Consider the following 13,936-nt stretch of genomic DNA (forward strand, 5'->3'; position numbering starts at 1 on the left):
ATCACATCCGGTAGACGGGACGATTGCCCGAGATCGGCGGCTGCGTCGCGCCCGCGGCGAGGCATAGCGATAGCACCGAGCGGGTATCGGTCGGCGCGATGATGCCGTCGTCCCAGACCCGGGCCGTGCAGAAATAGGGGTTGGATTTCTCCTCGAACTGGCGCCGGAGCTCGGCCTCGTAGGCCGCAAGTTCCTCGTCCGTCGCCGGATGTCGTGAGATGCTGGCGCGCCTGAGATCCATCAGAACGGACGAGCCGACATCGGGGCTCATGCCACCGAGGCGCGCGTTCGGCCACATGAACATGAAGCGCGGCCGGAAGCCGCGCCCGCTCATGCCGTAATTGCCGGCGCCATAGGAGCCGCCCGTCACCAGCGTGTAGCGAGGTACCCGCGTGTTCGACACGGCATAGACGAGCTTCGCCGAGTTCTTGGCGATGCCGCCGCGCTCGGCGTCGGAACCGACCATGAAGCCGGTCGTGTTCTGCAGGAACAGGATCGGGATGTTGCGCTGGTCGCAGAGCCCGATGAAGTGCACGCCCTTCAGCGTGCCATTGGAGAACAGGACCCCGTTGTTGGCGATGATGCCCACGGGAAAGCCGTCGATATGGGCGAAGCCGCAGAGCAGCGTCTCGCCGAATTGCGGCTTGAACTCGTGGAACTCGCTGCCGTCGACGATCCGCGCAATGATCTCGCGCTGGTCGAGCGGTCGCGTCAGGTCGGCGCCGACAATGCCCGGCAGTTCGGCTGCATCATGCAGCGGAGCGCGGGATGCGATGCGGGCGGCCGATATCGGCTGCGGATAGCTGAGCGCGCCGACGATATCCCGCAGCTTGGCAATCGCCTGGCGCTCGTCGGCGGCGTAATGGTCGGAGACGCCGGACACGGTCGTGTGCATCAGCGCGCCGCCCAGCGTGTCGCGATCGACGACCTCGCTGATTGCCGCGCGCACGATCTGCGGGCCGCCCAAATGGATCGATGAATTGCCGGCCACCATAACGAACTCGTCCGACAGGACCGGGATATAGGCGCCGCCGGCGGTCGACTCGCCGAACACCGCGGCGAGCTGCGGAATGCCCTCGGCCGACATCCGGCACTGGCGGTAGAAGGTGCCGCCAAAATGCTCCTGGTCGGGAAACACGTCCTCGAGATTCTGGAGGTTCGCCCCGCCGCAATCGACCAGATAGATCACCGGCAGCCGGTTCTCCTGGGCGATGTCCTGAGCGCGGATGTGCTTCCGCACGGTCTCCTTGAAGAACGATCCGCCCTTCACCGTCGCATCATTGGCGATGATCATGCAGGTCACGCCGCGCACCGTGCCAATGCCGGTGACGATGCCCGCCGAGGGCAGGCCGTTGTTGTAGAGTCCCCAGCCGGCGAGCGGCGACAGTTCCAGGAACGGCGTCAGCGGATCGACAAGCAGGTCGATGCGGTCGCGCACCAGGATCTTGCCGCGCTCGTGGTGGCGCCCGATCATCTTCGCGCCGCCGCCGGCAAGCGCCCAGTCGAACTTGGCGTTCATGTCGGCCAGCAGGGCGTCATAAGCCTCGCTGTTGGCGCGGTAGATCGGATCGGCCGGATTGCATCGGGTCGTGAGGACAGCCATGGGTCAGACCTGCTGAGGGAAAGAGGCGCGGTCGCAGCGGTACGGCCGGCGCAATGCGCTGTTGGCGACGCGGGTCATCCAAGCCACCGCTTGCGCCGCCTGTAGTGCTTGATGTTGCGAAACCGGTCGCGGCCCTCGGCACCCGAGAAGCCAAGATAGAATTCCTTGACGTCCTGGTTGCTTTCCAACTGCTCGCGCGTCCCGTGGAGCACGATGCGGCCGGCCTCCATCACATAGCCGTAGTCGCACTGGCGGACCGCCGCGCGGGCGTTCTGCTCGACCATCAGGATGGTCAGGCCTTCCTCGCGGCGAATTCGTCCGATCGTTTCGAACAGTTGCTCGACCAGCAGGGGCGCCAGGCCCATCGACGGCTCGTCGAGGATCAGGATCCGCGGCCGGGCCATCAGGGCGCGGCCGACCAGCAGCATCTGCATCTCGCCGCCGGACAGATAGCCGGCGGTGCGTTGCATGAGCGCTGGCAAGGCCGGGAAGTAATTGAAGATCTTCTCGAGATCGGCCTTCACCGCCCGGCTGTCGGCGCGCAGATGCGCGCCGACCATGAGGTTCTGCTCCACCGTCAGGTGCTCGAGGACCTTGCGCCCCTCGAGAACCTGAACGACGCCGCGCCGGAAGATCGCCGCTGGGTCCTCATGCCGGATGTCGTCGCCGTCCAGCAGCACCTGGCCAGCCGTCACCTCGCCCAATTCGGCGTGGAGCAGGCCGGAAATGGCCTTGAGCGTCGTCGTCTTGCCGGCGCCATTGGAGCCAAGCAGGACGACCATGCTGCCGTCCGGAACCTCAAGGCTGACAGACCGCAGCACCTGGATGACCCCGGCATAGACGACATCGACATTGGTCAGCGACAGGCCCATGGCGCTTCTCAGCCTTTCCTGCCGCTACCACTTCGCCAGGTCGGGAACGGTCAGCCAGCCGCCGCCAAGCGGCACGATCTGGCCGTTGCGGACGACCTCGGCCGTCGCCCGGATCTGACCGATCGGGAACGGTGCCGTCGTGTCGAAGTCGAGCGTCGGCAGGGCTCCGAGCAGTTCCTGTTCGGTGAAGACATTGTCGAGCAGGGCCTGACGCATGGCCTCGCCGGTGACGTTGTCGCGACCGACCTTGGCGACCGCCCGCTCCAGCACGCGCAGCGCGAGAAGCGCCTGCGACGCGGACTGCGCGGTGATCAGGCCCCAGGTCCCCCCATCTTTCCGATAGCGCATGAAGATGTCGCGCAGCGGCAGGCTCTCCTGGGAGGGCGAGGCGAACGAGAAGGCTGAGTAGAAGCCCTCCATGTCGGCCATGCTGGTACCCTTGGCGGCCTCGGTCAGGCCATTGTGGGTCGAGGTGATCACCGGGATCTTGACGCCAAGCTCCTTGAGAGCGCTCGCCGTCGCCTGGACCTGAGCCGTCGTACCGCCCACGACGATGACATCCGCGCCTTGGGCGACAATCGCGCGCACGCTGCTCGACAGGGACACAGGCGCCGTATCCGCCCATTGCGTCTCCATCATCTGGAAGCGCGCCGGATAGGTCTTGGCCAATTGATGCAGGCCGTTCAGCTGGTCGACGAAGCCGGCCTGATTCTGTGTGCTGATCGAGGCGATCTTGAGCACGCTGCCCTTCTGCTCCTGCAGGCGGGACAGAAGGCCGGCAAATTCATGGCTGTAGGTCGGGCGGATCGAATAGTGCCAGCCGTTCTCCGCCCAGACGAGGCCGACCATGGCAGTGCCGATGATCATCGGAACCTTGTCGGTCGGCAGACGCCGCATGAGGGTCGTCAGGTCGGGAGAGCCGAAGCCCAGATGCATGATCGGGCGTTCGGAGCGCAGGATCGACGGCCAGGTGCGCGCGATGACGGCTGCGTCATAGCGCATGTCGTGGATGCTGAGCTTGACGGTCACCCCGAGGCGCTTGCCCACCTCTTCGTTCCACCAGTCAGCGATGGTCTTCACGCCCGACATGGCATTGGGCATGACATTGGCGAACGGCCCCGAAAAGTCGGCGCTGACGCTCATCACATAATCGGCCGCGCTTGCCGGCAGGCTTGCGGCCAGCCAAATCGCCGCGGCGATCGCCTTCGTCTTCACCTTGAACATGTTGTCCTCCCAGCTCTCCGGTTGATCCGGACGTCTTCTCGCCTGCCCGCTCAGTTGCGCGGGAAAGGCCAGATCTGAAATGCGTTGCGAAGCACGGCCCAGCGATGCGCCAGGCCGCGCGGCTCGAAGATGAGCGCGAGCAGGATGCAGCCGCCGAGAATGATGGAGGTCAGCGCGAACAGCATGCCGCCGCTGCCGGAGCCGGCCTGCATCAGCGTGTTGGCGACCTTGTGCAGGCCTTCCTGCAGGACGGTGATGAACACCACGCCGAGGATGGGCCCGAGGCGGCTGTGCAGGCCGCCAACGATCAACATGCCGAGGTACCAGACGGACGCGAACAAGGTGAAGCTCGCCGCGGTGACGAATTGCAGGAAATAGGCAAGGCAAGCGCCGGCCACGCCGGCAAACAGCGAGCCGACGAAGAAGGCCATCAGCTTCACCCGCATCACGGGGATACCCATGACTTCCGCGGCGATGTCGTTGTCCCTGACGGCCATCATCGCGCGCCCGAAGCGCGAATGCTGCAGCCGGAACGCCGAGATGGTCAGCAGGGCGACCAGCGCCAGCGTGAAGTAATAGAAGCCCGTTGGCGTGCCGAGGTCGGCTCCGAACAGGGTGAGCGGTTCCACCGGCATGCCCGCCAGGCCGCCGAGCCAGCTCGCCGGCAGCGCATAGATCACGATCGGGAACATCGCCTGGGCGGCAAGCGTGGTCAGCGCCAGATAGAGGCCCTTCACCCGCACCGCCGGAAGGGCAAAGAGGATCGACACGCAACCGGCCGCCAGCGCCGCCAACGGGATCACCACGAAGACCGGTTGGCCATAGCTCGACAATTTGGCGGCCGCGAAGGCGCCGATACCGACGAAGGCCGATTGCGCGATGTTGATCTGTCCGGCCATGCCGACCGTGACATAGAGGCCGTAGACCGCCATCAGCGTGATGAACATTTCGCTCGCAACGCCAAGGAGATAGGCGCCTGCGAACAGCGGCGCGCACAGGAGGCCGAGGGCCAGGGCCGAAGCCCAAATCCGGGACCGCAGGGTCTTGAGGACCCGCGTTTCCGCCGCATAACTCTCGAAGTGGATACCGGTCGGCAGCATGGTCACAGCCTTTCGATCCGCTTCCAGCCGAACAGCCCCTGGGGCCGCACGAGCAGGACCGCGATCATGACCGCGTAGGGCAACACGCCGGACGCGGCGCCGTTGGTGAGAGGGTCGAGATAGGCCATGGCGAGCGCCTCCCCGATGCCGATCAGCACGCCGGCCAGCGGCGCGCCGCGGATCGATTCAAGCCCGCCCAGCAGGGCGACCGGAAGCGCCTTGAAGCCGATATGCGCGACCTCGATCGACACCACGCGTCCCGACAGCAGCACGATGGCTGCGGCCGTGGCGACCACCGTTCCGAGGATCCATGCCGTTGCGATTGCCCCGCGTACCGAGACACCGAGCGACATGGCGGTGCGATGGTCCTCGGCAACCGCCGCAAGGCGCAGGCCGTAGCGGGTGCGCGTGAAGAAGGCATGCAGGCAGAGAGCCAGTAGAAGGGAGAACAGTCCGCCGATCAGCAGCGGCGTGCTGATCAGGAACGGCCCCAGCCGGAAGGCGCCCTCGGGCAGGATCGCCGGAAAGGCGCGCGTCTCGGCGGTCCAGATCAGCTGCGCCGTGCCGCGCAGCACGATCAGCAGCGCGACGCTCGCCATGAAGATCGCAAAGGCCGGCTGGCTGATCAGCGGGCGGAACACGAAGCGCTCGAGCACCAGGCCGAAGCCGATACAGGCGGCGAGCGTCAGCGCAAGGCTCACCACCAGCGGCACCTCCCATCCGACCGCCTTCAGACCGAGCGTGAAGGTCCACAGGAACAGCGCGCCGAAAACCAGCACCTCGCCCTGCGCCAGATTGACGATGCGCGAGGCGCGATAGATCACGACGAAGGAAATGGCGACGAGACCGTAGACCAGCCCGACGAGCGACCCTTCAATCAGGATTTGGATCAGCTTGATCATGCCGGTTCCCCGATCCGGTTGATGGCCACGGGGGCGTTCAGCTTGCTGGTATTGCCGTCCTGGTAGCGGACCTCGATCTCGACGCGGATCTCGGCATGGTCGGCATACAGAGCGTCGATGATCCCGCTGTAGCGATCGTGGATCTGGGCGCGGCGCAGCTTGCGTGAGCGGGTCAGCTCGGATTCGTCGGCGTCGAGCTCCTTCGGCAAATTGGCGAAGGCGGCGATGCGGGCCCCCGGATCGAGAAGGCGGTTGACCCTGGCGATCGCCTGGTCGACCTCGCTGCGCACTTCGGCAAGCTGGCTGAGCTCGGGGAACGTGCCGTAGGCCAGACCCTTCAGTTCAGCGAACCGGCCGGCAATCTCGGAATCGACATTGATCAGCGCCACCACGCGCTCGCGCGTCTCGTCGCCGATCACGATGGCATCGCGGATCAGCGACGCCGCGCGCAAATGGTTCTCGATGAACTGCGGCGGATAGGACTGGCCGCCTTTCAGGTTGCGCAGGTCCTTCAGCCGGTCGAGGAAGACGAGTTCCCCCGTCTCGTCGATGCGCACCGCGTCGCCGGTCTGGTAGCCGTCCTCGACGCGGCCGAGGTCGACGGTCGCCTCCGGGTCGTTGAGATAGCCGAGGAAGGCCATGACCTTGAGCCGCAACTGGCCCTTCTCATCGACGAAGGCCTCGATCGGCTCCGCAATGGACGGGTCGGACGGCATCAGGCTGCCCAGCGAATGCGCATTGCGGCTGCCGGGCCGGTGGGTCGAGATGAGGCCAAGTTCGGTCGAGCCATAGAGATTGCCAAGCGGCACGCCGAAGGCGCGGAAGCGTTCAAAGAGCTCGGCCGACAAGCCCGCACCACCCGACAGGACCGCCCGTGCGCGGGTCAGGCCCAGGAGATCGCGGACGCCCTTCAGGACGAGCACGTCGGCGATCCGCCACAGGAGCGCATGCCACGGCCCCCGTCCGGTGCCGCGCACCCGGTTCAGTCCCTGCTGCAATCCCCAGGCATAGAGGGCCTGGCGGAAGCGACCGGCCGCCATCATGCGCGCCTCGATACCGGAGGCCTGCATCTCCCACTGGCGCGGCGTGAACATCAGGAATTCCGGGCCGATCTCGCGCAGGTCGCTCTGCACCATGTCCGGCTTCTCGGCGAAATGGACGATCATCGGCGCGAGCAGCGGCAGCGCGATGCCGAAGAACTGCTCGGCGGCCCAGGCGGGCGAGATGTAGGAGAGGTAGTTGCCGCCGGGACGGACGTTCAGCGATCCCATCAGCCGATGCGCATTGTCGAGAATGAAGGCATGCGACAGGACCGCCGCCTTCGGGCGCGACGTGGTGCCCGACGTGTAGCAATAGGCGGCCGGCTCGCTGGCCTTGCCCTCGGCAATACGGGCATCGACCCAGGCATTCGACTCGAAGATCTGGCCTTGCTCGACCAGCGCCTTGTAGGACACGAGCCTCGGCTCGTCGTAGGACCAGAGCCCGCGCTCCTCGACGAATACGACGCGACGGATGCGGTCGATGGTCGCGAGACAAGCCAGGATCTTGTCGATCTGCTCCTGGTCCTGGCCCAGCGCCATCGTCGCGCCGGAATGGTCAAGCGCGTAGAGAAGCTCGTCGGCTGGCGCGTCAGGATAGACGCAGACGGTGATCGCGCCGATCGACTGCACCGCCAGTTCGGTGATGAACTGTTCCGGCGTGTTCTCCGAGATCAGTGCCACAACCTCGCCGCGACGAAGACCGAGCGCCGCAAAACCGCGCGCCACGGACCGCACCTCATCCAGGACCTCGGTCCAGGTCCGGACATGCCAGATGCCGGCCTTCTTGAATTTCAGCGCGGGATCGGCGGCAAACTCGGCCGCGTTGCTCGCCAGCAATTGCGGCAGCGTGCGGCCTTCCGAGCGGCGCAGGCCCTCCGGCGCGGGATCGGCCCGGAAGATGCGGGGGGCGATCATGCCGCATCCCCCAGATAGGCATCGATCACCGCCGGATGGGTGCGCACCTCGTCGGGCGTGCCGCAGGCGATGACCTCGCCGAAATCGATCACCGTCACCCGGTCGGAGATCGACATCACGACTTCCATGTCGTGCTCCACCAGCACCACCGGAATGCCAAGGCCCTCGCGGATATCCAGGATGAACCGCGCGAGATCCTCCTTCTCCTCGTTGCTCATGCCGGCCATCGGCTCGTCCATGATCAGGACCGAGGGTTCGAGCGCGATGGCGCGGCCGAGATCGACGCGCTTGCGCATGCCGTAGGACATGTCGCCGACAGGCGTGTGGCGCAGCTGTTCGAGTTCGAGGAATTCGATGATCTTCTCGGCGCGCGCGGCGAACTCTTCTTCCTCGCGGCGCGTCGGTCCCCACCAGACAAGCGCGGCAAACGGACCCGTCGACATCCGCAAGTGAAAGCCCGACAGGATGTTCTCCCGCGCCGTCATCGAGGGATAGGTCTGGATGCCCTGGAAGGTCCGGCTGATGCCGAGGGCTGCCCTCTTGTGTGGCGGCAGGCTGGAAATGTCCTTGCCCAGGAATCGCACCGCGCCCGATTGCGGCCGGTAGAATCCCGACAGGCAGTTGAGCAGGCTGGACTTGCCCGCGCCGTTCGGACCGATCACGGCATGGATCTCGCCCCGCTCCACGCTGAGCGACACGGACTTCAGTGTCTCGACGGCACCGAAACGAAGGCAAAGAGCGTTCGCCTCAAGAACCGTCGTCCCTTCCGATGGAATGGGTACGAGGGTCACGACGTCTCCCTTCAGGGACGCGGGTCAGGCGCCTCTGTTGTCTTCTTGTTTTTTTGACTGCTATGCGTCGTCAGCCGAAGCTGACGTCCAGCCCGCACTCGCGTGCGATCAGGAGTGTCTGGATCTGCGAGCTTCCGTCGCCGATCGTGCAGATGCGGTTGTCGCGCAGATAGCGGGACGGCGCACAATCATCCATGAAGCCCCAGCCGCCATGCACCTGGATCGCCATGTTGGCGACCTCGGAGCCGGTTTCCGTCGCATGGAGCTTGGCCATGGACAGGGCCATCAGGTCGTCCTTGCCCTGATCGACGCCCCACGCGGCGCGATAGGTGACAAGACGCGCGCTGTCGACCTTGAGCGCCATCCGGGCGACCAGGTCCTGGATCAGTTGCAGGCGACCGATCGTGCCGCCGAACGCCTTGCGCTCCTTGGCATAGGTGATCGAATGGTCGAGGCTCGCCTGGGCCAGCCCCAGCGAGCAGGCGGCGAGGAAGACGCGAGCGGCCTGATAGCCCTTGTGCAGCACCCAGCGGCCGGCATGCGGCTTGCCGACGATGGCGCTGTCGGGCAACTGGCAATCATCGAGATAGAGCGGTCGCGTGTCCGACGAGCGCCAGCCCATCTTGCGGTACTTCTCGCCCTGGCTGTAGCCGGCGGTGCCCTGCGGGACCAGGAACAGCGTGTATTGCTTGTGCTCGGCCTCGCGCGGGCTGGACACCGCGAGGATCAGCGCGAAGGATGAGATATCGGTGCCTGGATTGGTGATGTAGGCCTTTTCGCCGGTCAGCGACCACAGCCCGTTGCCGAGCGCATTGGCGCGCGTCTTGAAGCCAGCCGTGTCACTGCCCGCATCCGGCTCGGTGCCGGCGATGGAGCAGATCTTCCGGCCACTGATGATGTCCGGCAGCCATTGGCGCTTCTGCTCCTCGGTGCCGTAGCGCTGCAGTGTCAGACCAGTCGCCATCGACACCATGGCCGAGACCGCGAGCGATTGGTCGGCCCGGGCGACTTCCTCGATGGCCAGAACGGCGTCGAACACGCCAAGCCCCATTCCGCCATATTCCTCGGCGAACGGGATCGACATCACACCGAGCTCACCGAGCTTCTTGAAGAGATCCGTCGGGAAGATGGCGTCGCGATCGAGTTGCTCGGCGCGCGGCGCGATTTCCGCTTGTGCGAAGCTGCGCACGCGCTCCTGCAAGGCCAGCTGGTCGGGCGTCAGATCGAAATTCACGGCGTTCTCCCTAAGACTTGTCTTGCAGCCCCTATTCCGGGGTCAGCACATGCTTTTTGGCTCCGCTGCGGGTCTCCTAGTCGTGCAACGTGGCGGATAGTCTGTCGCTGGGCTTGGCCGCCAGCCCACGGGTCGCCATCTCGATGAGAGCGTCGGCGACGTCGGCGGCCGTCCAGGGCCCTTCGGGCGAGTACCACTTGGTGACCCAATGGACGGCGCCGAGCAGCATGAAGATCGCGATCTTCGGATTCAGCGGCAGGATGCTGCCGTCGGCGATGCCTTCCTCGACAAGTCGCCGCATGCGCTTCTCGAACTCGTCGCGCAGCCCGATGATCACCTTGGCCTGGGCGCCGGTCAGGGCATTCTCTTCCAGGATCAGGACCGGCACGCCCATGGCGCCGATCATCTCGCGCAGATAGGTCGACATGCCGATCTGGATTTTCTCAAGACCGGTCCGGCCAGACGCCTCGCCCTGGTCCATGCTCTCGCGGGCAATCTCCATCGCCTCTTCGTGGCACGCGTAGAGCAGGTCCTGCTTGCTGGGCACATAGCGATAGAGAGCGGCCTTGGTGACGCCGAGGCGCTCTGCGACGTCGTCGAGCGAGGTGCCGTGGCTGCCGCGGCGATTGAAGAACCGCGCTGCCTCCCGGATGATCGCCTTGCGCTTGGTCTCAAGCTGCTCGTCCCGATTGGGAAGGGCATTGCCCCAACGCGACATCGTCTGAACTCCGCTTGAGGGGCTCCTGGCCCGCGCTGGCCACAAGTCGCGTGACTTTCACGACACGCTAATGACTGACACATCATTAAAGTGACTGTCAAGTTACCGGATGCCGCCACAGAGGGCGGACCGAAGCTCGCCACGGCCGTCGAGACGCCGAAGGCGAAGGGCTTGGATGTCCACGGATTGGCATGGGAGTTCTCGAGAGCCGCGGACGACGAAGCCAGGTTGACCTGCCGCTGACTTGTCATCCAGCTGCGGTTAGAGCCTCGGCGGGTTTTGCGCGGGACTGCGCGGCGGTAGCCGGGGGCATATCGCGCCACGTGCCCGAAGCCGATGCGGACTGCAGATCGGAAGGGCTGTCGGCAAGCGGTGCTTTGACGATCCACTCGTCGGAGCACGCCGCGCGTATTCAGAATGGTCGGCAGGCAGCCCAGTCCGTGAGGCGGATGAGGAAGGCGTCGGCTGCGTCGAGTTGGGAGCGCTCGATCCACTCGTCAGGCTGGTGGGCCTGCGCGATCGATCCCGGCCCGCACACCACCGCGGACATGCCGGCGGCCTGGAAGAAGCCGGCCTCAGTGCCGAAGGGCATCGCGAAGGGCGGGCCGATGCCGCCGAGAGCGGCGGCCACACCCAGAGCCGACGCGTCGCCGGCAGCCGCCAGGGGCGGAACATGGATATCCCGGCACGTCGACTGGCGGACCTCCGAAGGCAATGCACGCGTCAGATAGGCTGCGACCAGCTGCTCGATTTCACCGGCATCCTGTGGCGTTACCGGCCGGAACTCCCACACCACTTCGCAGGCGGACGGCACAATGTTGATCGCCGATCCGCCCTGGATCCGGCCGATATTGACCGTGGTCTGATCGATTCCTGCTCCGGCGCGGTGTCCGACGGATTTCAGGAAGCTGACGAAATCGGCGGCAGGATAGATTGCACTCGCACCGGCGCTTGGATCGCTGGAATGCGCCGCCTTTCCGTCGAAGCGTGTACGGAAGCCGAGAAAGCCACGATGGCGATCGCCGAGACGCATCCCGGTCGGCTCGCCGATGATGGCGAGCTCAGGCTTCTCCTCATGGGTCAGCAGATCCTCGATCAGGCGCGGTACCCCGAGGCAGCCGACCTCCTCATCATAAGACAGGGCGATGTGGATCGGCCGGGCGAGGTCTGCTGCCGAAAAGCCGCCCGCGGCGGCAAGGCAGGCCGCAACAAAGCCCTTCATATCGGCGACGCCGCGGCCGTAGAGCTTGCCATTGCGCTCGGTCAGACGGAACGGGTCGGACGACCAGTTCTGATCATCCACCGGCACCACATCGGTATGGCCCGAGAGCACGACCCCGCCGGGCCCCTTCGGCCCGAAGCTTGCGAGGATATTGGCCTTGCTCCGGCCGTCGTCGTAGCTCAACCGGACGCGCGCGCCGATGCCGTCGAGGCGATCGGCAACGCGGTGGACGAGCGTCAGGTTCGACCGGTTCGACGTCGTGTCCAGGCCTACCAGCTCCTCAAGCAGGGCGATTGTCGTGGTCATGGCCGGTCACGCCGCGCGCAAGGCCCGCGCGGCGCGGGCCTGCGCGAGACGGGTCTGAGCCAGTCGAAGCGCGGCCGCCTGTGTCGGGACGTCCTCCGCTTCGGCGCTTTGGAGGATGGCGAGCAGCGTGTGGCCAATCCCCGCGACGCCGCGGTCGACGAGGTCCTGATCATAGCCATCGCGCTCGGAGGCAACGCGGATCATGCCGCCGGCGTTGATGACGAAGTCCGGTGCATAGAGAATGCTGCGCGAGCGCAGGACCTCGCCATGCTCCTCGTGGGCAAGCTGGTTGTTGGCCGCGCCTGCGACGATTGCGCAGCGCAGCCGCGTCACCGTATCGTCGTTGAGCACGGCGCCCATGGCGCAGGGCGCGAAGATGTCGACCTCGGCGGCATAGATGGATTCGGGGGCGACGGCCCGCGCGGCGAAGGTCGCGACAGCCTTCGCCACGCGGCTGGCCTGGACATCGCTGACGGTCAGCGATGCGCCGGCTTCATGCAGCAATTGGCAGAGATGCCAGCCGACATTGCCGAGGCCCTGCACCGCGACATGCTGGCCGGCAAGGCTATCTGCGCCCCAGCGATGGCGCACGGCAGCGGCAAGGCCATGGAAGACGCCGAGTGCCGTGGTCGGGGAGGGGTCTCCGGTGCCGCCCAGCGCGACGGGCAGGCCGACAACATGGCGCGTTGCCTTCCTTATCTCCGCGGCATCGGCCACCGTCGTGCCGACATCCTCGGCTGTGATGTAACGTCCCGCGAGCCGTTCGACCGCCCGGCCCATCGCCTCGAGCAGCGATGGTGTCTTCTGGCTCAGCGGATCGCCGATGATCACCGCCTTGCCGCCGCCGAGGTCGAGGCCGCAGGCCGCGGCCTTGTAGGTCATGCCGCGCGACAGCCGCAACGCGTCGCGCAGCGCCGCCTCCTCGTCGGCATAGGGATACATGCGGCAGCCGCCAAGGGCCGGGCCGAGCGTCGTGTCGTGGATTGCGATGATGGCCTTCAGCCCCGCAGCCTCGTCCGAGACGAACACCACCTGCTCGTGATCGCAGAAAGCCTCATGCAGAAAGACGGTCATGGCCTAGCTTCTCCGGGGCGTCGGGATGGGGTGGCGTGGCCGCTGGTCGCGGCAAGGCCGAAGCCACCGAGGATCAGAGCAGCGCCAATGAGATGGAACCACCGCACGGGCTCCCCGAGGATCAGGAAGGCGAGCGCGGCGGTGAACAGCGCAACGAGATGGAAGGAGGCGCCCGTCACGCTCGCTCCGAGCGTCGCGACGCAGCGGTTCCAGATGATGAAGGCCAGCAGCGAGGCGAAGACGCCGATATAGAGCACCGCCGCGATCGGCCCGGGTGTCGTTGGGATCGTCACGCCCTGCGCGAGCTCCCAGATCCAGAACGGCAGCAGCACCAGCAGCCCCGCCGCCATGGTCGCGGCCAGGAAGACCAGCGGATCGAGATCGGCCGGCCGACGGCGCAACAGCACCGAATAGACCGCGTAGTTCGCGACAGCGATCAGCACCAGCGGCTCGCCGCCTGCGAGGCTCAATTCCGACAGCGTCGACAGCTCGCCGCGCGCGACGATCCAGGTCACGCCGATGAAGGAAATGGCGATGCCGGCAAGCGTGCGGGCCGAGACACGCTCGACTCCGAGCAGGAAGGCGGCGAGCGGCACCATCAATGGCAGGGTCGAGTTGAGGAAAGCGACGCTTGCAGCCGGTGCGCTCTGCAGGGAGAGATAACCCAGCGCGTTGTAGCCGGCGATGCCGAAGGCGCCGCAGGCGAAAATGAGGCCGCGGGCGCGGATGAGCGCCTGTCGCTGTGCGCCGATGGCTCCGAGAACGAAGGGAAGCAGGCAGGCGAGTGCGACAACCCAGCGGCCAACCGCCAGCGAGACAGGGGGAAAGGAGCCGGCGAGCGCCCGGCCGAGCACGAGATTGCCGGCCCAGAACAGCGGCGGCAGCGGCAGGAGCAGCATTGGCTGCGCCCATAGGCGCTGGAGGATTGTCATCGC

12 protein-coding genes are annotated in these 13,936 nt (G+C 66.1%); all 12 read right to left on the minus strand.

Going from position 1 to position 13,936, the window contains the following annotated elements:
* Position 1: 1 nt before the first annotated feature.
* The 12 genes from E8L99_RS06080 to E8L99_RS06135 all read right to left on the minus strand — a co-directional run bounded on the left by E8L99_RS06080 (position 2) and on the right by E8L99_RS06135 (position 13,933).
* A complete protein-coding gene (locus tag E8L99_RS06080; protein ID WP_137098702.1) occupies positions 2–1,603 on the minus strand; it encodes an acyl-CoA carboxylase subunit beta in 1,602 nt (533 codons plus the stop codon).
* A 74-nt stretch (positions 1,604–1,677) separates the two neighbouring features.
* Positions 1,678–2,475 carry an ABC transporter ATP-binding protein gene (locus E8L99_RS06085; RefSeq protein ID WP_137098703.1) on the minus strand — a complete coding sequence of 266 codons (798 nt, stop codon included), beginning with the start codon at positions 2,473–2,475 and terminating at the stop codon, positions 1,678–1,680.
* A gap of 24 nt (positions 2,476–2,499) precedes the next feature.
* A complete protein-coding gene (locus E8L99_RS06090; protein ID WP_137098704.1) occupies positions 2,500–3,699 on the minus strand; it encodes an ABC transporter substrate-binding protein in 1,200 nt (399 codons plus the stop codon).
* A gap of 50 nt (positions 3,700–3,749) precedes the next feature.
* A complete protein-coding gene (locus E8L99_RS06095) occupies positions 3,750–4,799 on the minus strand; it encodes a branched-chain amino acid ABC transporter permease (protein ID WP_137098705.1) in 1,050 nt (349 codons plus the stop codon).
* A 2-nt stretch (positions 4,800–4,801) separates the two neighbouring features.
* Positions 4,802–5,701, minus strand: coding sequence for a branched-chain amino acid ABC transporter permease (locus tag E8L99_RS06100; protein WP_137098706.1), 900 nt, complete (start codon positions 5,699–5,701; stop codon positions 4,802–4,804).
* A complete protein-coding gene (locus tag E8L99_RS06105; protein ID WP_137098707.1) occupies positions 5,698–7,656 on the minus strand; it encodes an AMP-dependent synthetase/ligase in 1,959 nt (652 codons plus the stop codon). The genes E8L99_RS06100 and E8L99_RS06105 overlap by 4 nt, the downstream gene beginning before the upstream one ends.
* Positions 7,653–8,447: an ABC transporter ATP-binding protein gene (locus E8L99_RS06110; RefSeq protein WP_215907056.1), complete on the minus strand. Its 795-nt coding sequence runs from the start codon at positions 8,445–8,447 to the stop codon at positions 7,653–7,655. Before E8L99_RS06110 ends, E8L99_RS06105 begins: the two co-directional genes overlap by 4 nt.
* A 70-nt stretch (positions 8,448–8,517) precedes the next feature.
* A complete protein-coding gene (locus E8L99_RS06115; protein ID WP_137098708.1) occupies positions 8,518–9,681 on the minus strand; it encodes an acyl-CoA dehydrogenase family protein in 1,164 nt (387 codons plus the stop codon).
* Between the two features lie 76 nt (positions 9,682–9,757).
* Positions 9,758–10,399 (minus strand): TetR/AcrR family transcriptional regulator, encoded by a 642-nt coding sequence (locus tag E8L99_RS06120; protein ID WP_137098709.1) that lies wholly within the window; start codon positions 10,397–10,399, stop codon positions 9,758–9,760.
* Between the two features lie 412 nt (positions 10,400–10,811).
* The gene (argE, locus tag E8L99_RS06125) at positions 10,812–11,927 is read right to left on the minus strand and encodes an acetylornithine deacetylase (protein WP_137098710.1); all 1,116 of its coding nucleotides are present in this window, start codon (positions 11,925–11,927) and stop codon (positions 10,812–10,814) included.
* Between the two features lie 6 nt (positions 11,928–11,933).
* Entirely contained in the window at positions 11,934–13,001 is a 1,068-nt protein-coding gene (locus E8L99_RS06130; protein ID WP_137098711.1) for a Glu/Leu/Phe/Val family dehydrogenase, read from the minus strand.
* A complete protein-coding gene (locus E8L99_RS06135) occupies positions 12,998–13,933 on the minus strand; it encodes a DMT family transporter (RefSeq protein WP_137098712.1) in 936 nt (311 codons plus the stop codon). The genes E8L99_RS06130 and E8L99_RS06135 overlap by 4 nt, the downstream gene beginning before the upstream one ends.
* Positions 13,934–13,936: the final 3 nt, after the last annotated feature.

It is taken from the genome of Phreatobacter aquaticus, from assembly GCF_005160265.1.
In the GTDB taxonomy this organism is placed as follows: Bacteria; Pseudomonadota; Alphaproteobacteria; order Rhizobiales; family Phreatobacteraceae; genus Phreatobacter; species Phreatobacter aquaticus.

What these genes read in the sequence shown, in the direction of transcription:
- E8L99_RS06080 (WP_137098702.1), bottom strand. Translation starts at nt 1,603, where the DNA reads ATGGCTGTCCTCACGACCCGATGCAATCCGGCCGATCCGATCTACCGC.
- E8L99_RS06085 (WP_137098703.1), bottom strand. Translation starts at nt 2,475, where the DNA reads ATGGGCCTGTCGCTGACCAATGTCGATGTCGTCTATGCCGGGGTCATC.
- E8L99_RS06090 (WP_137098704.1), bottom strand. Translation starts at nt 3,699, where the DNA reads ATGTTCAAGGTGAAGACGAAGGCGATCGCCGCGGCGATTTGGCTGGCC.
- E8L99_RS06095 (WP_137098705.1), bottom strand. Translation starts at nt 4,799, where the DNA reads ATGCTGCCGACCGGTATCCACTTCGAGAGTTATGCGGCGGAAACGCGG.
- E8L99_RS06100 (WP_137098706.1), bottom strand. Translation starts at nt 5,701, where the DNA reads ATGATCAAGCTGATCCAAATCCTGATTGAAGGGTCGCTCGTCGGGCTG.
- E8L99_RS06105 (WP_137098707.1), bottom strand. Translation starts at nt 7,656, where the DNA reads ATGATCGCCCCCCGCATCTTCCGGGCCGATCCCGCGCCGGAGGGCCTG.
- E8L99_RS06120 (WP_137098709.1), bottom strand. Translation starts at nt 10,399, where the DNA reads ATGTCGCGTTGGGGCAATGCCCTTCCCAATCGGGACGAGCAGCTTGAG.
- argE (WP_137098710.1), bottom strand. Translation starts at nt 11,927, where the DNA reads ATGACCACGACAATCGCCCTGCTTGAGGAGCTGGTAGGCCTGGACACG.
- E8L99_RS06130 (WP_137098711.1), bottom strand. Translation starts at nt 13,001, where the DNA reads ATGACCGTCTTTCTGCATGAGGCTTTCTGCGATCACGAGCAGGTGGTG.
- E8L99_RS06135 (WP_137098712.1), bottom strand. Translation starts at nt 13,933, where the DNA reads ATGACAATCCTCCAGCGCCTATGGGCGCAGCCAATGCTGCTCCTGCCG.